This window comes from Streptomyces sp. WAC07094 (genome assembly GCF_036320405.1).
GTDB classification, from domain to species: domain Bacteria; phylum Actinomycetota; class Actinomycetes; order Streptomycetales; family Streptomycetaceae; genus Streptomyces; species Streptomyces lannensis.
In genome coordinates, this window is sequence record NZ_JAVMJZ010000001.1 from 2,396,606 (window position 1) to 2,422,692 (window position 26,087).

Genomic DNA, 26,087 nt, shown 5'->3' on the forward strand with positions numbered 1-26,087 from the left:
CCTCGCGCCGCGGCCGTGCGGGGAGCGCTGTTGTGTTCACTCAGGGCTGCAAACATCAAGTCCCCCCGTTCTGTTCCGTATCCTGTGCCCGCTCATTCCCAGTCTGTTCGCCCGCAAGCTCCCTGAGGAGCAGTGCGAGCACGCTCCGTACACTCTCCATACGGATTTCCGCGCGGTCGCCGTTCAACCGCAGCGAGACCACTTTGCCGCCACCGAGTTCGTCGGAAACCTCTTCGAACGGCCCGTGCACCGCGACGAAGACCGTGCCGACCGGCTGCCCGTCCTGGGGGTCCGGCCCGGCCACACCGGTCGTCGCAAGCCCCCAGTCGGCATCGAGCGCCTTGCGCACACCGGCCGCCATCTGCGCCGCGACCTGCGGATCCACCGCTCCGCGTGCCTCCAGAAGGGTGGCGTCGACCCCAAGGACGTCCCGCTTCAGATCCGTGGCGTAGGCGGTCACGGAACCCCGGAAGACCCGGGAGGCCCCGGCCACCGCCGTGATCTCCGCGGCCACCAGGCCACCGGTCAGCGACTCGGCGACGGCGAGCGTCTCGCCTCTCACTGTGAGTAGTCGCACGATCTCGGCGGCCGGGTGGTTCACCCCTGGGCCTCCTCGGGCGCCGCCCGTCGCTCCGCGATCCCGCGCCTGCGCAGCACGATGGCCTGTCTCACATAGTCGAGTCCGGTGACGACGGTCAGTACGATCGCGGCGGCCATCACCCAGTACCGCAGCGTCGCGAGCCAGCCTGTGAGCGCCAGCACATACATGCCGACGGCCACTCCCTGCGTCAGCGTCTTCAGCTTGCCGCCACGGCTCGCCGGAATGACTCCGTAGCGGATCACCAGGAAGCGGAGCAGTGTGATGCCGAGCTCACGCCCGAGGATCACCACCGTCACCCACCACGGCAGGTCCCCGAGCCCGGACAGACAGATCAGCGCCGCACCCATGATCGCCTTGTCGGCGATCGGGTCGGCGATCTTCCCGAAGTCCGTGACGAGGTTGTACGTGCGGGCCAGATGCCCGTCGAAGAGGTCGGTGATCATGGCGATGGCGAAGGCCGCCCAGGCGAGCGAGCGCCAGGCCGGGTCGTAACCGCCCTCCGCCAGCATCAGCGCGACAAAACCCGGCACGAGGAGCAGCCGGAGCATCGTCAGAAGATTGGCGACGTTCCAGACGCTGGCCTGGTTGACCGCGGCCGCCGTCAGCTTGCCGCCTCGCGCCTGGCGTGCGCCCTCCTGGTCGCCGGAGGTGTCCGCGTCGTTCCTGGCCGCCTGTTGGCCGGACGAGCCCTTGGCCGCCCTTGCACCGGTCAGGCCGGGCGGCCCCGAGCCTCCCGGCCCGGATGCTCCACGCGCGGCCGAGGAGCCACCCGCCGCGGATGCCGGGATTCCCGTCATCTGCCCGCCTCCTCAGGACCGAGCGAACCCGCGAGCGGCTCGGCCACCAGATCGACACCCTCCGTACCGACCACCTTCGCCTCGACCATACGGCCGACCCGCAGGCCCTCGCGCCCGGTGAACAGCACCTGGCCGTCCGTCTCGGGCGCCTGGTGCGCGGCGCGGCCGTAGGCGCCGTCCTCGTCGTCCACCGACTCCACGAGCACCTGCAGGGTCTCACCGACGCGCTCCTCGGCGCGCTGGGACACCAGCTCCTCGGCCAGCTGGGAGATGTGGGCCAGGCGCTCGGCCACGACGTCCTCGTCCAGCTTGTTGTCGTAGGTCGCGGCCTCGGTGCCCTCCTCGTCGGAGTAGCCGAAGACGCCGATGGCGTCCAGCCGCGCACCGTTCAGGAACCGCTCGAGTTCGGCGAAGTCGGCGTCGGACTCACCGGGGAAGCCCACGATGAAGTTGGACCGCACGCCCGCCTCGGGGGCCTTGCTCCTGATGGTGTGCAGCAGTTCGAGGAAGCGGTCGGTGTCACCGAAGCGGCGCATGGCGCGCAGTACGTCGGGCGCCGAGTGCTGGAAGGACAGGTCGAAGTAGGGCGCGACCTTCGGGGTCGAGGTCAGCACATCGATCAGTCCGGGCCGCATCTCCGCCGGCTGGAGGTAGCTGACGCGGACACGCTCGATGCCGTCCACGTCCGCGAGCTCGGGCAGCAGGGACTCCAGGAGACGGATGTCTCCCAGGTCCTTGCCGTAGGAGGTGTTGTTCTCGGAGACCAGCATGATCTCCGTCACGCCCTGTTCGGCCAGCCAGCGCGTTTCGTTCAGCACGTCGCTCGGGCGGCGTGAGATGAAGGAGCCGCGGAAGGACGGGATGGCGCAGAAGGAGCAGCGCCGGTCGCAGCCGGAGGCGAGCTTCACCGAGGCGACCGGAGAGCCGTCCAGGCGGCGCCGCAGTGGCGCGCGGGGGCCCGAGGCCGGGGCGAGGCCCTCGGGGAGGTCCACGGGCCCGTGTCCGGGCAGCGCGACCGCCGCGGCGGACTCCTGCCGCTCGGCCGGGCTGATCGGCAGCAGCTTGCGCCGGTCGCGGGGGGTGTGGGAGGCGTGGATGCCGCCGTTCAGGATGGTCTGGAGGCGGTCGGAGATGTCCGCGTAGTCGTCGAAGCCGAGGACGCCGTCGGCCTCCGGGAGGGCCTCGGCGAGTTCCTTGCCGTATCGCTCGGCCATGCAGCCCACCGCCACGACGGCCTGCGTTCTCCCATGGCCCTTGAGGTCGTTGGCCTCCAGCAGGGCGTCCACGGAGTCCTTCTTCGCGGCTTCGACGAAGCCACAGGTGTTCACGACCGCGACGTCGGCGGCCTCGGCGTCCTCCACGAGCTGCCAGCCGTCCGCCTCCAAACGGCCTGCGAGCTCCTCCGAGTCCACCTCGTTACGGGCGCAGCCAAGGGTGACGAGTGCGACGGTACGGCGTTCAGGCATGGGCTCAAGACTACTTCGTCCCGCTGACGGCCCACGTCGACGGGGTTGGCCGATCTTGGCCAACCCCGTGTGTTCCTGTCCGTTCAGTACCGCTCGGGCACCTCACAGGTGCCCGAGCGGGTCCCGTCAGCCCGCGACGGGGTCGCCCTGCGTGTAGGTCAGACGCTCGACCTGTCCGGGCTGGAAGTCGTCCTGGATCTTCTTGCCGTTCACGTACAGCTCTATGGCCCCCGCGTCGCCGAGGACCAGGTCGATCTTCTCCTTGTCCTGGAAGGTCTGCGAGTCGCCCTTCTCCAGCAGCCCGTCGAACATCGTCCGGCCGTTGTGGTCCTTGGCGGAGATCCAGCTGCGGCCGTCGGTGGCGCTCACCTGGACGGTCACCTTGTCCCGGGGTGCGGCCGCGATGGCACTGTCGGACGGCTCGGGCTTCTGCTCGGCCGGCTTGCTGGTCTTGGGCGTGGGCGAGGCGGACTTGCTGGTCGACGGCTTGGAGCCCTCGGCGACCTGCGTCTTGCCGCCGTCCCCGCCGTCGGACCCCTTGACCACGGTGAAGCCGACGAAGCCGATCACGGCGACGATCGCCGCGACCATGGCGGCGGTCCAGTTGGGCCCGCGCCGCTCGGGGCGGATGCGCTCCGCCTCGAAGAGCGGGGTGGCCGGGGTGGGAGTGCTGCGGCGTTCACCGTGCTCGGCGGCGAACTGCTCCAGCAGCGGAGCCGGGTCGAGATGCACCGCCTGCGCGAGCGTGCGAATGTGCCCCCGGGCGTACACCGCGCCGCCGCAGGGGGCGAAGTTGTCCTGTTCGATCGCTTGCACGATGGGGGCACGGACACGGGTGGCGTTGCTGATGTCGTCGACGGTCAGCCCGGCCGCGATACGCGCCTGCTGCAGGGCTCGGCCGATCGAGACGTGCTCCGACGCCGTGGCGTCGTCGCGATCGATTTCGAACGGACGCTCGTCCTCGGGGGAGTTGCCGTCAGGGGAGTTGCCGATGGACACGGGGGCGCCTTTCGAGCGTTGAGCCACCTGTGCTGGAAGTTCAGTCTAGGGGGGTTACGAAAGGGTGGGGCAACCGGGCGGTATGACTTTGTACGCCATCAGAATGGCCGGTCATCCTGATGCTGGGACATGTACCTGTCCCCTCCCTCAACTTGACGTACGCGGGCGGGAAACGGTTGCTCACGGATCACTTACGAGTCGGTCACGGTCGGGCTTCCGGGCGCGTCACCCGACGCGGGCGGACACACCCGGTCGGCCCACTCCTACGGCCAACCGGAACCGCACACTTCTCTAGGAAGGAGACTCCCCACGGATCAGGGCGAGCACTCCGTCCAGTTCGTCAGGTTTCACAAGAACGTCACGAGCCTTCGAACCCTCGCTCGGACCGACGATGTTCCGCGACTCCATGAGGTCCATCAGCCTTCCCGCCTTGGCGAAGCCCACGCGCAGTTTTCGCTGGAGCATCGAGGTGGAGCCGAACTGCGTGGAGACGACCAGTTCCGCCGCCTGGCACAGCAGGTCGAGGTCGTCGCCGATGTCCTCGTCGATCTCCTTCTTCTGCTTCGTGCCGACCGTGACGTCCTCCCGGAAGACGGGCGCCATCTGGTCCTTGCAGTGCTGGACGACCGCCGCGACCTCGTCCTCGGTCACGAACGCACCCTGCATGCGCGTCGGCTTGTTCGCCCCCATCGGCAGGAAGAGACCGTCGCCCTTGCCGATCAGCTTCTCGGCGCCGGGCTGGTCGAGGATGACCCGCGAGTCGGCGAGGGAGGAGGTGGCGAAGGCGAGCCGGGAGGGCACGTTCGCCTTGATCAGACCGGTCACGACGTCCACGGACGGCCGCTGGGTGGCGAGCACCAGGTGGATGCCGGCCGCCCGGGCGAGCTGGGTGATCCGCACGATCGCGTCCTCGACGTCGCGCGGCGCGACCATCATCAGGTCGGCCAGCTCGTCGACGATCACCAGCAGATACGGGTAGGGCTGAAGTTCGCGTTCACTGCCCTCGGGCGCCTTGACCTTGCCGTCCCGGATGGCCGCGTTGAAGTCGTCGATGTGCCGGAAACCGAAAGCCGCGAGATCGTCGTAGCGCAGGTCCATCTCGCGCACCACCCACTGGAGCGCCTCCGCGGCCCGCTTGGGGTTGGTGATGATCGGGGTGATCAGGTGCGGAATGCCCTCGTACGCGGTCAGCTCGACCCGCTTGGGGTCGACCAGGACCATGCGCACGTCCTCCGGGGTGGCCCGCATCATGATCGAGGTGATCAGGCAGTTGATGCAGGACGACTTGCCGGAACCGGTGGCGCCGGCGACCAGCACGTGCGGCATCTTCGCGATGTTGGCCATCACGTAGCCGCCCTCGACGTCCTTGCCGAGCGCGACCAGCATCGGGTGGTCGTCCTCGGCGGCCGCCGCGAGGCGCAGCACGTCGCCGAGGTTGACCATCTCGCGGTCGGTGTTGGGGATCTCGATGCCGACCGCGGACTTGCCGGGGATCGGGCTGATGATCCGCACATCGGGGCTGGCGACGGCGTACGCGATGTTCTTGGCGAGCGCGGTGATCCGCTCGACCTTCACGGCGGGACCCAGCTCGACCTCGTAGCGGGTGACCGTCGGGCCGCGGGTGAAGCCGGTGACGGCCGCGTCGACCTTGAACTCGGTGAAGACGTTCGTGAGCGAGGCGACGACGGCGTCGTTGGCGGCGCTGCGCGCCTTGCCGGGCCCGCCGCGCTCCAGGAGGTCCAGGGACGGCAGGGCGTAGGTGATGTCGCCGGAGAGCTGGAGCTGCTCGGCCCGCGGCGGGAGCCCGCGGGAATCCTCCGGCGCGGCCTTCGTCAGGTCCGGTACGGAGTCGACCGGGAGCTTCTCCTGCTGGGGGCGCGCGGCGGGCACCGGCGTCGGCTCCGCCCGGTCGCCCACGCTCACGCCCTGGGTGAGGTCGGCGACGATGGGCGACGGCGGCATGCCGTGCAGGACTGCGCCGTCCAGGGCTGCGGCGGCCGCAGCGGCGACGTCCACGGCGTCCATCTCCCGGCCCATGGCGGGCTGCGCCGAGGGGCGGCGAGGGCGGTTGCGGCGGCGGGAGAGCGCCTCCTGTTCGGCTCCGTCCGGGTCGTACGCCTCGGGGGCGGCGGATCCGTTGCGCCGGGAGCGCGGCAGCGCCTCGCGCCACTGTTCGTCGTAGCGCTGGTCGTCGTCCCCGGCAGCGTCGTCCTGCGGGTCGTGCAGGATCCCGAGCTTCACACCGAGCAGCCGCAGCCGCTGCGGGATGGCGGTCACCGGTGTGGCGGTGACGACGAGCAGACCGAAGAACGTGAGCAGGACGAGGATCGGTACGGCGAGTGCGTCCCCCATGGCGTACGACAGCGGAGTGGCCGCGCCCCAGCCGATGAGCCCGCCGGCGTCCCTTATCGCCTGCATGCCGTCGCTGCGCGCGGGCGCACCGCACGCGATGTGCACCTGGCCGAGCACACCGATGACGAGGGCGGACAGGCCGATGACGATACGGCCGTTGGCCTCGGGACGCTCCGGATGCAGGATCAGCCGCACGGCCATACCGCCGAGCAGCAGCGGCACGAGCAGGTCGAGGCGGCCGAAGGCGCCGGTCACCAGGATCTCCACGAGGTCGCCGACGGGACCGCGCAGGCTGGCCCATGTACCCGCGGCGACGACCATCGACAGGGCGAACAGCAGCAGCGCAAGGCCGTCCTTGCGGTGCGCCGGGTCGAGCCCCTTCGCGCCCCGCCCTATGCCGCGGAACGAGGCTCCCACGGCATGTGCGAGCCCCAGCCAGAGAGCGCGTACGAGTCGGTAGACCCCCGCGGTCGGGTTCGGCGCGGGCGCCGGGGCCGGCTTCTTGGCCGGTGCCTTGCGGGCGGGCGCCTTCTTCGCGACGGCCTTCTTCGCGGGGGCCTGCTTCGCCGGAGCCTTCCTCGGAGCGGCCGCCTTCTTGGCGGGCGACTTCTTGGCTGCGGGACGTGGGGCCATGAGTGTGAGGTTACCGGTGGAGGCGACAGGGGACACGCGTGCCCACTGCTTCACCCGTTCGTGTCGCTACGAGCGAGGCGTGAAACTGACGCGGGCTCAAACAGCCGTCGGACACGGTCATCCGGCCGCTCCGCGGAAGAAAGCCCCGACCCGCGGAGCGGACCGGCTTGTCAGCTCTGGGACGGCACCGACGGCGCGCCGCTGCCCGTCCCCGGCTCGAGGGCGTCCAGCGCCCTGCGAAGGCCGGTGAGTTTGCGTTCGAGATGGGCTGCGGTCGCCACCGCCGCCGCGTCCGCCGAGTCGTCGTCGAGCTGCTTGGACAGCGCCTCGGCCTGCTCCTCGACCGCCGCGAGTCGTGCGGAGAGCTCGGCGAGAAGTCCGGCCGGCTCCTTGCTCTCGCCGACCGCGGACTTGCCGCCGCCCTCCAACTGGAGGCGCAGCAGGGCCGCCTGCTCGCGCAGTTGGCAGTTCTTCATGTAGAGCTCGACGAACACCGAGACCTTGGCCCGCAACACCCACGGATCGAACGGCTTGGAGATGTAGTCCACCGCTCCCGCCGCATACCCGCGGAACGTGTGGTGCGGGCCGTGGTTGATGGCCGTCAGGAAGATGATCGGGATATCCCTGGTGCGCTCCCGGCGCTTGATGTGCGCTGCGGTCTCAAAACCGTCCATACCCGGCATCTGGACGTCCAGCAGAATGACCGCGAAGTCGTCCGTCAGCAGTGCCTTGAGCGCTTCCTCCCCGGACGATGCCCTGACCAGCGTCTGATCGAGCGCGGAGAGAATGGCCTCCAGCGCCAGCAGATTCTCCGGCCGGTCATCGACCAGGAGGATCTTGGCCTTCTGCACCATGGCCCGCCCTCCTCGCCCCGGCTTGGGGCCTCCCCTGTCCTCAGGACTCGAGGTGACGCCACCCGGCACCACCCCAGGGGACGACTCCCTTGCGCCGCCCGTCCTTGTGCCGGTCATCGTAGCCGCACCCCGCCCGTCGCCACACCCTGTCACCGCGATGTCACTGTGCACGTAGCAGAAACGCGGCAGGAGACCAGAAGGTTCCCCGTACACCGCACTTCTACACGGCGTCGGCCACACTCAGTCAGCGGCTCCGTGTGAACTTTGAGGATCGCCTTCACTGGTCACGCATCCACTGTTCCATCACGGCCAGCAGGTGATCGGGGTCGACCGGCTTGGTCACATAGTCCGAGGCGCCCGACTCGATGGCCTTCTCGCGGTCGCCCTTCATCGCCTTCGCCGTCAGTGCGACGATCGGAAGGCCCGCGAACTGCGGCATCCGCCGGATCGCCGTCGTCGTGGCGTAGCCGTCCATCTCGGGCATCATGATGTCCATCAGGACGACGGCTACATCGTCGTGCTGCTCCAGGACCTCGATGCCCTCCCGGCCGTTCTCGGCGTACAGCACCGACAGACCGTGCTGCTCCAGAACGCTGGTGAGGGCGAAGACGTTGCGGATGTCGTCGTCGACGATCAGCACCTTCTCGCTGTCGAACCGCACGCTCTGCCGTGGCACGACACCCTCCTGCTGGTCCCCCGCCCATTGCTCCTGTCCCTGCCCGGCGGCCGAACGCTGCGGGGCCGCGGAGACCGCCCTGCGCCGGCGCCGGAAGAGCGCCGCGGGGCCGTTCTGGGTCTCCCGGTACGACTTCACCTCGGCCGGGGTCTCGATGTCCGGCGCACCCGGCTCCGCCTCCGAGGCCAGCAGTTCGTCCGCCGCCAGGGCGGGCGCGAGCTGCGCGTAGCCGTGCGGGGGCAGTTCGCTCGGGTGAAGCGGCAGGTACAGAGTGAACGTGGAGCCGCGTCCGGGTTCGCTCTGCGCGTGGATCTCCCCGCCGAGCAGCCGTGCGATCTCCCGGGAGATGGACAGCCCGAGGCCCGTACCGCCGTACTTGCGGCTGGTGGTGCCGTCCGCCTGCTTGAACGCCTCGAAGATCACCCGCATCTTGCTGGCCGCGATCCCGATGCCGGTGTCGGCCACGGAGAACGCGATCACATCCGCGTCCGCGTCCCGCAGCGAACCCGCCTCCAGGAGCTGCTCCCGGATGGCCACCGGGACGTCGTTGCCCGCAGGGCGGATCACCAGCTCCACGGCGCCGGTGTCGGTGAACTTCACCGCGTTGGAGAGCAGGTTGCGCAGCACCTGAAGGAGGCGCTGTTCGTCGGTGTGCAGCGTGGCGGGCAGTTCGGGCGAGACCCGGACGGAGAAGTCCAGTCCCTTCTCCGCGGTCAGCGGCCGGAAGGTCGCCTCCACGTAGTCGACGAGTTGGACGAGCGCGATACGCGTCGGGGAGACGTCCATCTTGCCCGCCTCGACCTTCGACAGGTCGAGGATGTCGTTGATGAGCTGGAGCAGGTCGGACCCTGCGCCGTGAATGGTCTCGGCGAACTCGACCTGCTTGGGCGAGAGGTTGCCCTCGGCGTTGTCGGCGAGCAACTTGGCCAGGATCAGCAGGGAGTTGAGCGGCGTACGCAGCTCGTGCGACATGTTGGCCAGGAACTCGCTCTTGTAGCGCATGGAGACCGCGAGCTGCTCGGCGCGCTCCTCGAGGACCTGCCGCGCCTCCTCGATCTCGGTGTTCTTGACCTCGATGTCGCGGTTCTGCTGGGCCAGCAGCTCCGCCTTCTCCTCCAGTTCGGCGTTGGACGACTGCAGGGCCTTCTGCCGGTTCTCCAACTCGGCCGAACGCTCCCGCAGTTGCTCGGTCAGCTCCTGCGACTGCTTCAGCAGCACCTCCGTCTTGGTGTTGACGGAGATGGTGTTGACGCTCGTCGCGATCATCTCGGCGATCTGGTTCAGGAAGTCCTTCTGAATCTGCGTGAACGGGGTGAAGGAGGCCAGCTCGATCACACCGAGCACCTTGCCCTCGAAGAGCACCGGAAGGACGATCACCTGCGCGGGCGGTGCCTCACCGAGCCCGGAGGAGATCTTCAGATAGCCGCTCGGCGCGTTCTCCACGAGGATCGTGCGCTTCTCCTTGGCCGCGGTCCCGATGAGCGCCTCGCCCGGCCGGAACGACGTCGGCATGGAGCCCATGGAGTAGCCGTAGGACCCCTGCATGCGCAGCTCGTACGCCTCGTCCGCCTCGGCGGCCAGGTCCTTGCCGTCGACCAGCGGCATCGCGAGGAAGAACGCGCCGTGCTGGGCGGACACCACCGGCGTCAGCTCGCTCATGATCAGCGACGCCACGTCCTCCAGGTCGCGGCGGCCCTGCATCAGTGCGGAGATCCGCGCAAGGTTGCCCTTCAGCCAGTCCTGCTCCTTGTTCGCGATCGTGGTGTCGCGCAGGTTGGCGATCATCTTGTTGATGTAGTCCTGAAGCTCCTGGATCTCGCCGGAGGCGTCCACGTCGATCTTCAGGTTGAGGTCACCGCGGGTCACCGCGGTCGCCACGCGCGCGATGGCACGCACCTGCCGGGTCAGGTTCCCGGCCATCTCGTTCACCGACTCGGTGAGGTCGCGCCAGGTGCCGTCGACGTCCCGGACGCGCGCCTGTCCGCCGAGCTGCCCTTCCGTACCCACCTCGCGGGCGACCCTGGTGACCTCCTCGGCGAAGGAGGAGAGCTGGTCGACCATGGTGTTGATGGTGGTCTTCAGCTCGAGGATCTCGCCGCGCGCATCGATGTCGATCTTCTTGGTCAGGTCGCCCTTGGCGATGGCCGTGGTGACCATGGCGATGTTCCGCACCTGACCGGTGAGGTTGGACGCCATCTGGTTCACGGACTCGGTGAGGTCCTTCCAGGTGCCGGCCACACCGGGGACGTGCGCCTGGCCGCCGAGGATGCCGTCCGTGCCCACCTCACGGGCCACCTTGGTGACCTGGTCGGCGAACGAACTGAGCGTCTTCACCATCGTGTTGAAGGTGTCGGCGAGCTGGGCGACCTCACCACGCGCCTCGATCGTCACCGTCCGTGTCAGGTCGCCGTTGGCGACGGCCGCGGCGACCTGGGAGATGTTGCGCACCTGAGTGGTCAGGTTGTTGGCCATCAGGTTGACGTTGTCGTTGAGGTCCTTCCAGATGCCCGTGACACCGGGGACGTGGGCCTGGCCGCCGAGGATGCCCTCGGTGCCCACCTCGCGGGCCACCCGCGTCACCTGCTCGGCGAAGGACGACAGCTGGTCCACCATCGTGTTGACGGTGGTGACGAGCTCGAGGATCTCGCCCTTGGCGTCGACGGTGATCTTCTTGGACAGGTCGCCCTTGGCGACCGCGGTCGTGACCTCGGCGATGTTGCGCACCTGGATGGTGAGGTTGTTCGCCATGAAGTTCACGGACTGGGTGAGGTCCTTCCAGGTGCCGGAGACACCCTGGACCTCCGCCTGACCGCCGAGGATGCCCTCGGTGCCCACCTCGCGGGCCACCCGCGTCACCTGCTCGGCGAAGTTGGACAGCTGGTCCACCATCGTGTTGAGGGTGTTCTTCAGCTCCAGGATCTCGCCGCGCGCGTCCACGTCGATCTTCTGCGACAGGTCACCACGGGCCACCGCCGTCGCGACCTGCGCGATGTTGCGCACCTGGGTGGTGAGGTTGCCGGCCATGCCGTTCACGGAGTCGGTCAGGTCGCGCCACACGCCTGCCACACCCGGCACCTGCGCCTGACCGCCCAGCCGGCCCTCGGTGCCCACCTCGCGGGCCACCCGGGTCACCTGCTCGGCGAAGGCGGAGAGCTGGTCCACCAGGTTGTTGATGGTGTTCTTCAGCTCCAGGATCTCGCCGCGCGCGTCCACGTCGATCTTCTGCGACAGGTCACCACGGGCCACCGCCGTCGTCACCTGGGCGATCTGCCTCACCTGGGAGGTGAGGTTGCCGGCCATGAAGTTGACGGAGTCGGTGAGTTCCTTCCAGGTGCCGCTGACGCCAGGCACCACGGCCTGGCCGCCCAGGCGGCCCTCGGTGCCCACGTCCCGCGCCATGCGTGTGACCTGGTCGGCGAAGGCGGACAGCTGGTCCACCATCGTGTTCACGGTGTTCTTCAGCTGGAGCATCTCGCCGGAGACGTCCACGGTGACCTTCTGCGACAGATCGCCGTTGGCCACCGCCGTCGTCACCTGCGCGATGTTGCGGACCTGGCCGGTGAGGTTGCGGAACGCGGTGTTGACGGAGTCCGTGAGGTCCTTCCAGGTGCCCGCGGCACCCGTGACCTGGGCCTGGCCGCCCAGCTCACCCTCGTCGCCGATCTCCCGCGCCACGCGCGTGACCTCGGAACCGAAGGCCGACAGCTGGTCCACCATCCCGTTGACGGTGTTCTTCAGCTCCAGCATCTCGCCTGCGACGTCGACGGTGACCTTCTGCGACAGGTCACCGCTGGCCACCGCCGTCGTCACGGCGGCGATGTCCCGCACCTGGGTGGTCAGGTTCCGGAAGACCGTGTTCACCGAATCGGTGAGGTCCTTCCACGTTCCCGCCGCACCCGGCACGTTCGCCTGCCCGCCGAGCTGGCCCTCGGCGCCGACCTCGTTGGCGACACGGGTGACCTCGTCCGCGAACGTCCGCAGCGTTTCGGTCATCTGGTTGATCGTCTCGGCGAGCTGCGCGACCTCGCCGCGCGCCGACACCGTCACCTTCTGCGACAGGTCGCCGTTGGCGACCGCGGTGGTGACCTGGGCGATCCCGCGCACCTGGGCGGTGAGATTGCCGGCCATCAGGTTCACCGAATCGGTGAGGTCCTTCCACACGCCGGCCACACCGGGCACCTGCGCCTGGCCGCCCAGCTCCCCCTCCGTGCCCACCTCGCGGGCCACCCGGGTCACCTCGGAGGAGAAGGAGGAGAGCTGGTCCACCATCGTGTTGACGGTTTCCTTCAGCTCCAGCATCTCGCCGGCCACGTGAACCGTGACCTTCCGGGACAGATCACCCTTGGCGACCGCCGTGGTCACCAGGGCGATGTCCCGTACCTGGGCGGTCAGCCGGTACGCCATCGTATTGACCGAATCCGTGAGGTCCTTCCACGAACCGGACATACCGCGCACCCGGGCCTGCCCGCCCAGCTTGCCCTCGGTACCCACCTCACTGGCCACCCGCGTGACCTCGTCGGTGAACGTCGACAGCTGGTCGACCAGATTGTTGACCGTACGGCCGACCTTCAGGAACTCACCGCGCAACGGATGCCCGGTCCCCTCCGGACCCGGCGCCCGCAACTCCATCCGCGGCGACAGATCACCCTCGGCGACCGCGGACAGCACCCGGCTGACCTCGGAGACCGGGCGGGCGAGATCGTCGACGAGCGCGTTCGAGGCGTCGATGGCGGCCGCCCAGGAACCTTCGCAGGCCCCCGTCTCCAGCCGCTCCGTGAGCTTGCCCTCACGCCCGACCATGCGCCGCACCCGCGACAGCTCACCGGTCAGATGCAGATTCCGGTCGGCTACCTCGTTGAAGACGGCCGCGATCTCGGCCATCACCCCGTCGCCGGTGACCGTCAGCCGTTTGCGGAAATTACCGTCCCTCATGGACACCAGAGCCGCCAGCAGCCTGTTCAGGGCCGCCGTGTCCACCGAGGTGGTTCCATTGCGTTCTTTGCGCTGGTTGCTCAGGGACTGTCCGCCTTTTGCGCGCGTCTTCGTGCTCCGCGTCGCTTCGCCAGACTCCACTGTGTCCCTCCCGCAGGGGTCGACCATCACTGCTGTGCTCAGGTGTACCGCTCGCCGTACCGGTTACCGGTGCCTGGTGCCGCCCTGTGTATCAGGCACACGCGCGTGCTCCTGCCCGGCGTGGCAGAAGACACTCTGTCTGCTCGGACCATCTCCAGAAGCTTGCCCAGTGTTTCACCATGCCTGAACCCGGCCATAACAGTTCGGCAGCTTCGCACACGCTCCGCACACCCTCCGGACGTAAACACAGCCAACCGGCATCCGCATGGACGGCGAAGGTAAGTAACCTTGCATCCGGCTGTCCAGCCGCTCCGGTGCGACCGGCCTGGGCGGCGGTATGAGCACGAGCGGGCAGGCATCGGAGGGGCGCCTCACATGACCACCGGACTGCATCCCGGGGGACCACCCCAGGATCCCCGGCACGCGGGGAACGAGCAACTGCCTCGGCAGGAGCGGGTCGGCCCGGTAGCCCCGCACGTCGAGAACCGGACGAGGAGCTCTGTGATCACCGCGCGCGCGGCCGCCACCTTCGAACCCGTCGGACGGTCGGTCGCGACCGCCCGCTCCTTCGTACGCGACACCCTGCAGGGCTGGGGCTTCGCCGACATCGTGGACGACGCCGTCGTCCTGACCAGCGAGTTGGTCACCAACGCCGTCGTGCACGCGGGCACCGCCGCGGACGTCCTGTGTCTGCGCAGCGACGACGGAGTACGCATCGAGGTCGCCGACCGCTATCCGGAGCGCGAGGTCCCGCTCCAGTCGGCCGCCGTCAACATGGGCCACCCCGACCGGGAGGGCGGCCGCGGCCTCCAGCTCTGCGCCGCCCTGGCCGGACGCTGGGGCGTGGAGTACACCCCGACGCACAAGCAGGTCTGGTTCCAACTCGACCTCCCCGAGCGGCCGGTGGGCACCCGCGCGGCAGGACCCACCCTGCCCGCCGACCTTCTCCCGCTCGCCGACGCCCGGGTCCGCGTCGCCGTCGTCCAGATCGACCGCGGCGGCTCCATCACGGCCTGGAACGAGGACGCGGAGGAGCTCTTCGGTTACGCCGCCGAGCAGGTCACCGGAAAGCCGCTCACCGACCTCGCCGCCTGGCCGCACACGCCCGGCACCGGCACCGGCGTCGCCGAGGCCCTCCGGCTCTCGCGCTGGGAGGGCAGCTACGGCATCCGCGGCGCCGACGGCCGTGTGACCCCCGTCTACGCCTCCCATCTGCGCGTACGGGACACCGCGGGCGACCCCTCCACGGTCTGCCTGCTCGTCCGCGACCATGAGCGCGCGGTTCTGCAGACCCCCCTGCGCGGACCGGCGCCCGACGCCTCCACCGGCCAGGACGGCCAGACCACGGATCCGTTCGAGGTCTTCATCGGCTCCCCGGCCCCGGACGACCTCGACGGCCTGCTGCAGCGCACGGTGGAACGCGCCCGCGACATGCTCGACGGCGACGCGGCCTTCCTCCTCCTCGCCACCGACGACGAGACGGAGCTCGAGGTACGCGCCTCCACGGGCCTGCCGTCCGCCCGTCAGCGCTTCGCCCGCGTCCCGGTCGAGGCGGGCCCCGGCCGCTACGGCTCGGCCCGCATGCCGGCCGTCCACGACGATCTGACGGCCGTCCCCGGCGCCGTGCCCCTGCTGTCCGGCACGGGCATGCGCTCGGTGGTGACGGTCCCGCTGAAGGTGGAGGGCAGGCTCACCGGCTCCCTCGGCGTGGCGGCCGAGGCCGCCACGCGCTACTCCAACGAAGAGGCCCTGCGGCTTCAGTTCGCGGCCGACCGGATCGCCCTCGCCGTGGAGTCGGCCCGGCTCGGTGAGCTCGAGCGCCTGCGTCGCGGCTCACTCAGCTTCCTGGTCGAGGCCTCGGACCTCCTCGCCGGCACCCTGGACCGCGACCAGACGCTGGCGCTCATGGCACAGATGACCATCCCGACCCTCGCCACCTGGTGTGCGGTGTACACGATCGCCGACCAGGCCTCGGAGCCCTATCTTTCCTACGTCCTGCACGAGGACGAGGAACGCATCGACGGCGTCAAGGCACTGCTGTCGAAGATCGCGCCGCCGGAGCCCATCCCCACGCCGGGCGCCAGGATCTGGACGGCCCCCGGGGAGGCCGCCCACCAGGCCGCGCTGCGCACCTCGATGCGGAGCCTGGGACTCGGCGAAGCCCCGGCCCTCAGCTCCGGCATCGGCACGACGCTGGCAACCGCTTCGGCGGTCGGCGGCGAGACGGTCGTACTCCCCCTCGTGGCGCGCAACCGTGTCATCGGCATGCTGACCCTGGGCAAGCCGACGGACGAACACTTCCGGCAGGAAATCCTGGAACTGGCCGAGGACTTGAGCCGACGGGCCGCCCTCGCGCTGGACAACGCCCGGCTGTACTCGGAGCGCACGGCCATCAGCCAGTCCCTCCAGCGCAGCCTGCTCCCGCCCGAGCTCCCGCATGTCGACGGCGTCGAGGTGGAGGTCATCTACCGCGCGGCCGGCGAGGGCAACGAGGTCGGCGGCGACTTCTACGACCTGTTCCCGATCCGCGACGGCGCCTACGGCTTCGCCATCGGCGACGTCTGCGGTACCGGACCGGAGGCGGCGGCCGTCACGGGCCTGGCCCGCCACGCCCTCCGTCTGCTCGCCAGGGAGGGCTTCGGGGGTCCCGCGGTACTGGAACGCCTGAACTCCGCGATCCTCGACGAGGGCGCCCGCAGCCGCTTCCTGACGCTCCTCTACGGCGAGTTGTGGCCGCAGGAGGACGGCAGCGCGTTGCTGAAGGTGGTGTGCGCCGGTCATCCCCTACCGCTGCGCCTGCGCCAGGACGGCTCGGTGGAACCGGCGGCTGAGCCCCAGCCGCTCCTCGGCGTCATGGAAGACCTGGACCTGTACGAGCAGACCGTCACGCTCGACCCGGGCGACGTCCTGCTCTGTGTGACGGACGGCGTCACCGAACGTCGCGAGGGCACCCGCATGTTGGGTGACGACGGCCTCGCGGACGTTCTGACCACCTGCACGGGCCTCACGGCGGGTGCGGTGGCGGCTCGCATCATGCGCGCGGTGGAACGCTTCGCGTCCGACGCCCCGTCGGACGACATGGCGATTCTCGCGATGCGCGTCCCGGGCCTTCCGAAGGACTGAGCAGACCCCGGAAAACGAAGAAGGCCTCGCCCTGTTGGGCGAGGCCTTCTGGTGGAGCCCCCAAACGGAATCGAACCGTTGACCTTCTCCTTACCATGGAGACGCTCTGCCGACTGAGCTATAGGGGCCGGTTGCCTTCTCGAGGTATCCCCCCGCGGCAACGGGATAGATCATACCCCGAACCGGAGTGTGCTCCCAACCATCAGCAGCAGCTCAGAAGGCCGGCTGGAGCAGCCCTCCAAGGGCATTGCACGCGGACACGATCCGATTCATCTCACGCTTCGTCAACGAGGCCTCCACCGGCAGCGAAAGCGTCTCGTCCGAGGCGAGTTCGGTCTCGGGCAGGCACACGTCGCGACGGAACCCCGGCATCCGGTGGACCGGCGTCTTCACCGGCACCCGGCACTCGACGCCCCTGGCCCGAAGGGCCTGGGCAAAAGCGTCCCGGTCCGGCCGTCCATTACCCGGAACCCGCACCACGTACTGCTGGTAGGTGTGACCGCCGCCGCTCTCGGGCGCACGTACGCGCCGCAGCCGCCGGTCGAGGTAGGCGGCCCGCTCACGACGCTGCGCGACCTCGGCATAGGGAGTCTCCGACTCACCCTGCTCCAACACCAGGAGCCCGTGCCGCTGTCCGAGCTCGTGCAGGCCGGCGACGTCGGCCGGATGCCCGAAGCGGTGGACGACGACGATCGCGGCGGTCTGCGCGCCGACCACGGCCTCAACGGCCGTGGGAGCAAGGCAGTACGTCGCCGGGTCTATGTCGGCGAAGACCGGCGTCGCGCCGGCCAGGGTCACGGCCTCGGCGACCTCGATGTTCCCGAAGGACGGCACGATGACCTCGTCACCGTGTCCAACTCCCGCGGCCCTGAGCATTCCTGCGGTACCCATGCTCCGGATGCTGGTGCGGCAAAGTGAACGAAAAATGACGCCCAACACAAAAAAGCTGGTCCCCGAACCGAAGTTCGGGGACCAGCTCTGAAGAATTGTTCGGCGGTGTCCTACTCTCCCACAGGGTCCCCCCTGCAGTACCATCGGCGCTGAAAGGCTTAGCTTCCGGGTTCGGAATGTAACCGGGCGTTTCCCTCACGCTATGACCACCGAAACACTATGAAACAGAACGCCACACCACCCACAACAATGGGCGGGGCTGTTCGTGGTTTCAGAACCAACACAGTGGACGCGAGCCTCTATGGACAAGCCCTCGGCCTATTAGTACCGGTCACCTCCACACGTTACCGTGCTTCCAGATCCGGCCTATCAACCCAGTCGTCTACTGGGAGCCTTACCCCATCAAGTGGGTGGGAGTCCTCATCTCGAAGCAGGCTTCCCGCTTAGATGCTTTCAGCGGTTATCCCTCCCGAACGTAGCCAACCAGCCATGCCCTTGGCAGAACAACTGGCACACCAGAGGTTCGTCCGTCCCGGTCCTCTCGTACTAGGGACAGCCCTTCTCAAGACTCCTACGCGCACAGCGGATAGGGACCGAACTGTCTCACGACGTTCTAAACCCAGCTCGCGTACCGCTTTAATGGGCGAACAGCCCAACCCTTGGGACCGACTCCAGCCCCAGGATGCGACGAGCCGACATCGAGGTGCCAAACCATCCCGTCGATATGGACTCTTGGGGAAGATCAGCCTGTTATCCCCGGGGTACCTTTTATCCGTTGAGCGACGGCGCTTCCACAAGCCACCGCCGGATCACTAGTCCCGACTTTCGTCCCTGCTCGACCCGTCGGTCTCACAGTCAAGCTCCCTTGTGCACTTACACTCAACACCTGATTGCCAACCAGGCTGAGGGAACCTTTGGGCGCCTCCGTTACCCTTTAGGAGGCAACCGCCCCAGTTAAACTACCCATCAGACACTGTCCCCGATCCGGATCACGGACCCGGGTTAGACATCCAGCACGACCAGACTGGTATTTCAACGACGACTCCACCTGAACTGGCGTCCAAGCTTCACAGTCTCCCAGCTATCCTACACAAGCCGAACCGAACACCAATATCAAACTGTAGTAAAGGTCCCGGGGTCTTTCCGTCCTGCTGCGCGAAACGAGCATCTTTACTCGTAGTGCAATTTCACCGGGCCTATGGTTGAGACAGTCGAGAAGTCGTTACGCCATTCGTGCAGGTCGGAACTTACCCGACAAGGAATTTCGCTACCTTAGGATGGTTATAGTTACCACCGCCGTTTACTGGCGCTTAAGTTCTCAGCTTCGCCCACCCGAAAGTGAGCTAACCGGTCCCCTTAACGTTCCAGCACCGGGCAGGCGTCAGTCCGTATACATCGCCTTACGGCTTCGCACGGACCTGTGTTTTTAGTAAACAGTCGCTTCTCGCTGGTCTCTGCGGCCACCCCCAGCTCGAGCAGCACGTGCTCTCACCAGATGTGGCCCCCCTTCTCCCGAAGTTACGGGGGCATTTTGCCGAGTTCCTTAACCATAGTTCACCCGAACGCCTCGGTATTCTCTACCAGACCACCTGAGTCGGTTTAGGGTACGGGCCGCCATGAAACTCGCTAGAGGCTTTTCTCGACAGCATAGGATCATCCACTTCACCACAATCGGCTCGGCATCAGGTCTCAGCCACAAGTGCAACGGATTTACCTATCACACGGCCTACACCCTTACCCCGGGACAACCACCGCCCGGGATGGACTACCTTCCTGCGTCACCCCATCACTCACCTACTACCACCTTGGACCGGCGGCTCCACCACTCCCCTTCACCCGAAGGATCCAGGACGGCTTCACGGCCTTAGCATCAGAAGGTTCGATGTTTGACGCTTCACAGCGGGTACCGGAATATCAACCGGTTATCCATCGACTACGCCTGTCGGCCTCGCCTTAGGTCCCGACTTACCCTGGGCAGATCAGCTTGACCCAGGAACCCTTAGTCAATCGGCGCACACGTTTCCCACGTGTGAATCGCTACTCATGCCTGCATTCTCACTCGTCAACCGTCCACAACTACCTTCCGGTGCTGCTTCACCCGGCAGACGACGCTCCCCTACCCATCACAACACCCGTTAGGGCTATATGCTGCAATGACACGACTTCGGCGGTACGCTTGAGCCCCGCTACATTGTCGGCGCGGAATCACTAGACCAGTGAGCTATTACGCACTCTTTCAAGGGTGGCTGCTTCTAAGCCAACCTCCTGGTTGTCTGTGCGACTCCACATCCTTTCCCACTTAGCGTACGCTTAGGGGCCTTAGTCGATGCTCTGGGCTGTTTCCCTCTCGACCATGGAGCTTATCCCCCACAGTCTCACTGCCGCGCTCTCACTTACCGGCATTCGGAGTTTGGCTAAGGTCAGTAACCCGGTAGGGCCCATCGCCTATCCAGTGCTCTACCTCCGGCAAGAAACACACGACGCTGCACCTAAATGCATTTCGGGGAGAACCAGCTATCACGGAGTTTGATTGGCCTTTCACCCCTAACCACAGGTCATCCCCCAGGTTTTCAACCCTGGTGGGTTCGGTCCTCCACGAAGTCTTACCTCCGCTTCAACCTGCCCATGGCTAGATCACTCCGCTTCGGGTCTTGAGCGTGCTACTCCAACGCCCTATTCGGACTCGCTTTCGCTACGGCTACCCCACACGGGTTAACCTCGCAACACACCGCAAACTCGCAGGCTCATTCTTCAAAAGGCACGCAGTCACACCAAAGTGCTCCCACGGCTTGTAGGCACACGGTTTCAGGTACTATTTCACTCCCCTCCCGGGGTACTTTTCACCATTCCCTCACGGTACTATCCGCTATCGGTCACCAGGGAATATTTAGGCTTAGCGGGTGGTCCCGCCAGATTCACACGGGATTTCTCGGGCCCCGTGCTACTTGGGTATCTTCCAAACGAGCCGCTGACGTTTCGACTACGGGGGTCTTACCCTCTACGCCGGACCTTTCGCATGTCCTTCGTCTACATCAACGGTTTCTGACTCGTCCCACGGCCGGCAGACCGCAGAAGAAAGAACCCACAACCCCGCACACGCAACCCCTGCCGGGTCTCACACGTATACGGTTTGGCCTCATCCGGTTTCGCTCGCCACTACTCCCGGAATCACGGTTGTTTTCTCTTCCTGAGGGTACTGAGATGTTTCACTTCCCCTCGTTCCCTCCACACTGCCTATGAGTTCAGCAGCGGGTGACAGCCCATGACGACTGCCGGGTTTCCCCATTCGGAAACCCCCGGATCAAAGCCTGGTTGACGACTCCCCGGGGACTATCGCGGCCTCCCACGTCCTTCATCGGTTCCTGGTGCCAAGGCATCCACCGTGCGCCCTTAAAAACTTGGCCACAGATGCTCGCGTCCACTGTGCAGTTCTCAAACAACGACCAACCACCCATCACCCCACTGGAAAAACCAGCGAGTTCACTGGGGTCGGCGCCGAAGGACGACCAAACGGCCGCACCCTCAGACACCCAACAGCGCGCCCGACACCCTCGCCGACAAGATCCGCTTTCCACGCCGAAGCAGTACTAACGTCCTCATCCATCCAAGAGTGCCGAATAGTCAACGTTCCACCCATGAGCAACCAGCACCGGACGTTCGCCGATGTACTGGCCTCTGACCAACCGAAGTTGATGAGAAGTGCTCCTTAGAAAGGAGGTGATCCAGCCGCACCTTCCGGTACGGCTACCTTGTTACGACTTCGTCCCAATCGCCAGTCCCACCTTCGACAGCTCCCTCCCCGAGGGGTTGGGCCACCGGCTTCGGGTGTTACCGACTTTCGTGACGTGACGGGCGGTGTGTACAAGGCCCGGGAACGTATTCACCGCAGCAATGCTGATCTGCGATTACTAGCGACTCCGACTTCATGGGGTCGAGTTGCAGACCCCAATCCGAACTGAGACCGGCTTTTTGAGATTCGCTCCACCTCACGGTATCGCAGCTCATTGTACCGGCCATTGTAGCACGTGTGCAGCCCAAGACATAAGGGGCATGATGACTTGACGTCGTCCCCACCTTCCTCCGAGTTGACCCCGGCGGTCTCCCGTGAGTCCCCAGCACCACAAGGGCCTGCTGGCAACACGGGACAAGGGTTGCGCTCGTTGCGGGACTTAACCCAACATCTCACGACACGAGCTGACGACAGCCATGCACCACCTGTACACCGACCACAAGGGGGCACCCATCTCTGGATGTTTCCGGTGTATGTCAAGCCTTGGTAAGGTTCTTCGCGTTGCGTCGAATTAAGCCACATGCTCCGCCGCTTGTGCGGGCCCCCGTCAATTCCTTTGAGTTTTAGCCTTGCGGCCGTACTCCCCAGGCGGGGCACTTAATGCGTTAGCTGCGGCACCGACGACGTGGAATGTCGCCAACACCTAGTGCCCACCGTTTACGGCGTGGACTACCAGGGTATCTAATCCTGTTCGCTCCCCACGCTTTCGCTCCTCAGCGTCAGTAATGGCCCAGAGATCCGCCTTCGCCACCGGTGTTCCTCCTGATATCTGCGCATTTCACCGCTACACCAGGAATTCCGATCTCCCCTACCACACTCTAGCCTGCCCGTATCGACTGCAGACCCGGAGTTAAGCCCCGGGCTTTCACAATCGACGCGACAAGCCGCCTACGAGCTCTTTACGCCCAATAATTCCGGACAACGCTTGCGCCCTACGTATTACCGCGGCTGCTGGCACGTAGTTAGCCGGCGCTTCTTCTGCAGGTACCGTCACTTTCGCTTCTTCCCTGCTGAAAGAGGTTTACAACCCGAAGGCCGTCATCCCTCACGCGGCGTCGCTGCATCAGGCTTTCGCCCATTGTGCAATATTCCCCACTGCTGCCTCCCGTAGGAGTCTGGGCCGTGTCTCAGTCCCAGTGTGGCCGGTCGCCCTCTCAGGCCGGCTACCCGTCGTCGCCTTGGTGAGCCGTTACCTCACCAACAAGCTGATAGGCCGCGGGCTCATCCTGCACCGCCGGAGCTTTCCAACCTCCCAGATGCCCGGGAGGCTCGTATCCGGTATTAGACCCCGTTTCCAGGGCTTGTCCCAGAGTGCAGGGCAGATTGCCCACGTGTTACTCACCCGTTCGCCACTAATCCACCCCGAAGGGCTTCATCGTTCGACTTGCATGTGTTAAGCACGCCGCCAGCGTTCGTCCTGAGCCAGGATCAAACTCTCCGTGAATGTTTACCGGATATCCGGTCGAACACCACGAGAGCGGAACCAGGAAGAGGAATAATCCCCCCGGTCCACAGCGTCCTCGCTGTGTTATTTCAAAGGAACCTCGCCCCGATCAAACCGACCGGAGACGGGGTATCAACATATCTGGCGTTGACTTTTGGCACGCTGTTGAGTTCTCAAGGAACGGACGCTTCCTTCGTACTCACCCTCTCGGGCTTTCCTCCGGGCGCTTCCCTTCGGTGTTTCCGACTCTATCAGACCATTTCGCGATCCGATTTCCTCGGTGCTTTCCAGGTTTCCGCTCTCGCGTTTCCCTCTCCGGCGGATCCGACTTTATCAGAAGTTCTGAGTCGGGATTTCCACCCCACCGGGGACGTCCCGGACGCTCGGTTGCGTCGGGTTCCCCTGCAGGCGGAGCCGCAAACCTACTGGAGCGGGGCGCCTCGATGCAAATCGAGGCGCCCCGCTCCAGTCGCACATGCGTGAGGTCTTGACGGGACGTCAGACCTCAACGACCACAGGAAGGATCATCGGCCTGCGCCGATAGGTGTCCGAGACCCACTTGCCCAGGGTCCTTCGCACCAGTTGCTGCAGCTGGTGCGGCTCGACGATGCCGTCCTGGGCCGACCGCTCCAGTGTCTCGGTGATCTTCGGGATGATCACGTCGAAGGCCGAGTCCTCGATGCCCGAGCCGCGCGCCTGGACATAGGGACCGCCGGTGATCTTGCCCGTCGAGGAGTCCACGACCACGAAGACCGAGATGATGCCCTCGTCGCCGAGGATCTTCCGGTCCTTCAGCGCCGGCTCGCCGACGTCGCCGACCGAGAGACCGTCGACGTAGACGTATCCGGCCTGGACCTTGCCGGAGATTCTCGCCTTGCCCTCGATCAGGTCGACGGCGATGCCGTCCTCGGCGATGACGATCCGGTCGTGCGGCACACCCGTCAGCGCGCCCAGTTCGGCGTTCGCCCGCAGATGGCGCCATTCGCCGTGGACCGGCATCAGGTTCTTGGGGCGGCAGATGTTGTAGAAGTACAGCAGCTCCCCCGCGGACGCGTGGCCCGAGACGTGCACCTTGGCATTGCCCTTGTGCACGACGTTGGCGCCCCAGCGGGTCAGGCCGTTGATCACGCGGTAGACCGCGTTCTCGTTCCCGGGGATCAGCGACGACGCGAGGATCACCGTGTCGCCGTCGACGATGCGGATCTGATGGTCCCGGTTGGCCATCCGCGACAGCGCCGCCATCGGCTCGCCCTGCGAGCCCGTACAGACCAGCACGACCTGTTCGTCCGGGAGGTCGTCCAGGGTCTTCACGTCGACGACCAGGCCCGGCGGGACCTTCAGATAGCCCAGGTCCCGCGCGATGCCCATGTTGCGGACCATGGAGCGGCCGACGAAGGCGACCCGGCGGCCGTACTCGTTTGCCGCGTCCAGGATCTGCTGGATGCGATGGACGTGGCTGGCGAAGCTCGCCACGATGATCCGCTTACGGGCACCCGCGAAGACCTGGCGCAGGACGTTGGAGATGTCGCGCTCGTGCGGGGTGAACCCCGGGACCTCCGCGTTGGTGGAGTCGGCGAGCAGGAGGTCGATGCCTTCCTCACTCAGCCGCGCGAACGCGTGGAGATCGGTCAGACGGTTGTCCAGCGGCAACTGATCCATCTTGAAGTCGCCGGTGTGGACCACCATTCCGGCGGGCGTGCGGATGGCGACCGCCAGCGCGTCCGGGATGGAGTGGTTGACCGCGACGAACTCGCAGTCGAAGGGACCGACCCGCTCGCGCCGGCCCTCGGCGACCTCGAGCGTGTAGGGACGGATGCGGTGCTCCTGGAGCTTGGCCTCGATGAGGGCGAGCGTCAGCTTGGAGCCGATCAGCGGGATGTCCGGCTTCTCGCGGAGCAGGAACGGGACACCGCCGATGTGGTCTTCGTGGCCGTGCGTGAGGACGATGCCCTCGACCTGGTCGAGGCGGTCCCTGATGGACGAGAAGTCCGGCAGGATCAGGTCGATTCCGGGCTGCTCCTCCTCCGGGAAGAGCACTCCGCAGTCGACGATCAGCAGACGGCCGCCGTACTCGAAGACCGTCATGTTTCGGCCGATCTCACCGAGTCCGCCGAGCGGGGTGACCCGCAGGCCGCCTTCGGGCAGCGGCGGGGGTGGGCCGAGTTCAGGATGCGGATGACTCAAAAGACTCTCCTGACCACACGCGCCACGTACCTGTGGGGCACGCGGCGCGCATGACGTTCGTGCAAAAGCAGTTGTCGATGTGGGATGCAGGCACCTGTGTCCTGCCTATTCAGTTGTGAAGTCTTTGTCAGAGCTCTACCCCGCCGGCGGCAAGATCGATCTTGAGCTGGGCGGTCTCCTCGGAGGAAAGCTCGACCATGGGCAGCCGCAGCGGGCCGGCGGGCAGGCCGCGGAGGGCGAGCGCGGCCTTGGTCGTCATCACGCCCTGGGTGCGGAACATGCCGGTGAAGACGGGCAGCAGCTTCTGGTGGATCTCCAGCGCCTTCTGGACGTCGCCGCCCACGTAGGCCTCGACCATGGCACGCAGCTCCGGCGTGACGACGTGGCCGACCACCGAGACGAAGCCCACCGCGCCCACGGACAGCAGGGGCAGATTGAGCATGTCGTCGCCCGAGTACCAGGCGAGGCCGGACTGGGCGATAGCCCAGCTGGCGCGGCCGAGATCGCCCTTGGCGTCCTTGTTGGCCACGATCCGCGGGTGCTCGGCCAGCCGGACGAGGGTCTCGGTGTTGATCGGGACACCGCTGCGGCCCGGGATGTCGTAGAGCATGACCGGCAGGTCGGTCGCGTCGGCGATGGCCTTGAAGTGCCGGTACAGGCCGTCCTGCGGGGGCTTGTTGTAGTACGGCGTGACGGTCAGGAGACCGTGCGCGCCGGCTGCCTGTGCCGCGCGGGCCAGCTCGATGCTGTGGTGGGTGTCGTTCGTGCCGACGCCGGCGACGACGTGGGCGCGGTCGCCGACCGCCTCCAGCACGGCCCGTACGAGATCCGATTTCTCCGCGTCGCTCGTGGTGGGCGACTCACCGGTGGTGCCGTTGATGATCAGGCCGTCGTTGCCTGCGTCCACCAGGTGGGTGGCGAGCCGCTGTGCGCCGTCGAGGTCGAGTGCGCCATCCGCCGTGAAGGGCGTGACCATGGCGGTGAGGATCCGCCCGAAGGGGATCTGCGGAGTGGAGGTCGGAGCCATGGGTAACACGCTACTCGCTGCCTCGGGCGCGGTCTGCCCTAGGGGGTCGGGAAAAGTCCTGACAAAGATGGAGCCCGGCACTGCCTGCTCGGGGGTTCAAGCAGTGCCGGGTCCGTTTGATCAGGCTAGATGAACTTCTCGAAATGCCGCAATACGGACACTTCGCTCGGCCGACCG

At 66.6% G+C, this 26,087-nt stretch carries 11 protein-coding genes, 1 tRNA gene and 3 rRNA genes; 1 reads left to right on the top strand and 14 read right to left on the bottom strand.

Annotation, left to right across the window (positions count from 1 at the left end; all coding sequences use genetic code 11):
• Positions 1-55 precede the first annotated feature (55 nt).
• The 7 genes from RCR19_RS10460 to RCR19_RS10490 all read right to left on the bottom strand — a co-directional run bounded on the left by RCR19_RS10460 (position 56) and on the right by RCR19_RS10490 (position 13,451).
• Positions 56-601: a CinA family protein gene (locus RCR19_RS10460; protein WP_331264901.1), complete on the bottom strand. Its 546-nt coding sequence runs from the start codon at positions 599-601 to the stop codon at positions 56-58.
• Complete coding sequence (gene pgsA, locus RCR19_RS10465) at positions 598-1,398, bottom strand: CDP-diacylglycerol--glycerol-3-phosphate 3-phosphatidyltransferase (RefSeq protein WP_331264902.1); 801 nt, start codon at positions 1,396-1,398, stop codon at positions 598-600. Before pgsA ends, RCR19_RS10460 begins: the two co-directional genes overlap by 4 nt.
• Positions 1,395-2,864 carry a 30S ribosomal protein S12 methylthiotransferase RimO gene (gene rimO / locus RCR19_RS10470; protein ID WP_331264903.1) on the bottom strand — a complete coding sequence of 490 codons (1,470 nt, stop codon included), beginning with the start codon at positions 2,862-2,864 and terminating at the stop codon, positions 1,395-1,397. Before rimO ends, pgsA begins: the two co-directional genes overlap by 4 nt.
• Positions 2,865-2,990: 126 nt before the next feature.
• Positions 2,991-3,863 carry a helix-turn-helix domain-containing protein gene (locus RCR19_RS10475; protein ID WP_220292063.1) on the bottom strand — a complete coding sequence of 291 codons (873 nt, stop codon included), beginning with the start codon at positions 3,861-3,863 and terminating at the stop codon, positions 2,991-2,993.
• A 291-nt stretch (positions 3,864-4,154) separates the two neighbouring features.
• Entirely contained in the window at positions 4,155-6,848 is a 2,694-nt protein-coding gene (locus tag RCR19_RS10480; protein WP_331264904.1) for a DNA translocase FtsK, read from the bottom strand.
• A 170-nt stretch (positions 6,849-7,018) separates the two neighbouring features.
• A complete protein-coding gene (locus RCR19_RS10485; RefSeq protein ID WP_331264905.1) occupies positions 7,019-7,702 on the bottom strand; it encodes a response regulator in 684 nt (227 codons plus the stop codon).
• A gap of 277 nt (positions 7,703-7,979) precedes the next feature.
• On the bottom strand, positions 7,980-13,451 hold the full coding sequence (locus tag RCR19_RS10490; RefSeq protein WP_331264906.1) for a HAMP domain-containing protein: 5,472 nt from the start codon (positions 13,449-13,451) through the stop codon (positions 7,980-7,982).
• A gap of 375 nt (positions 13,452-13,826) precedes the next feature.
• Here RCR19_RS10490 and RCR19_RS10495 point away from each other — a divergent pair, with 375 nt between their 5' ends.
• Positions 13,827-16,574, top strand: a complete 2,748-nt coding sequence (locus RCR19_RS10495; RefSeq protein ID WP_331264907.1) for a SpoIIE family protein phosphatase — start codon at positions 13,827-13,829, stop codon at positions 16,572-16,574.
• Between the two features lie 52 nt (positions 16,575-16,626).
• Here RCR19_RS10495 and RCR19_RS10500 read toward each other — a convergent pair.
• From RCR19_RS10500 to dapA, 7 genes are all read right to left on the bottom strand, one after another.
• A tRNA-Thr gene (locus tag RCR19_RS10500) sits at positions 16,627-16,702 on the bottom strand.
• 85 nt (positions 16,703-16,787) lie between these two features.
• A complete protein-coding gene (locus RCR19_RS10505; protein WP_331269402.1) occupies positions 16,788-17,450 on the bottom strand; it encodes a DegT/DnrJ/EryC1/StrS family aminotransferase in 663 nt (220 codons plus the stop codon).
• Positions 17,451-17,562: 112 nt separating this feature from the next.
• Positions 17,563-17,679, bottom strand: a 5S ribosomal RNA gene (rrf, locus tag RCR19_RS10510).
• Between the two features lie 87 nt (positions 17,680-17,766).
• A 23S ribosomal RNA gene (locus RCR19_RS10515) occupies positions 17,767-20,869 on the bottom strand.
• Positions 20,870-21,175: 306 nt separating this feature from the next.
• Positions 21,176-22,699, bottom strand: a 16S ribosomal RNA gene (locus RCR19_RS10520).
• The 16S, 23S and 5S rRNA genes sit together here, the layout of an rRNA operon.
• A 498-nt stretch (positions 22,700-23,197) precedes the next feature.
• On the bottom strand, positions 23,198-24,883 hold the full coding sequence (locus tag RCR19_RS10525; RefSeq protein WP_331264908.1) for a ribonuclease J: 1,686 nt from the start codon (positions 24,881-24,883) through the stop codon (positions 23,198-23,200).
• A gap of 127 nt (positions 24,884-25,010) precedes the next feature.
• Positions 25,011-25,910, bottom strand: coding sequence for a 4-hydroxy-tetrahydrodipicolinate synthase (gene dapA / locus RCR19_RS10530; protein ID WP_059126158.1), 900 nt, complete (start codon positions 25,908-25,910; stop codon positions 25,011-25,013).
• Positions 25,911-26,087: the final 177 nt, after the last annotated feature.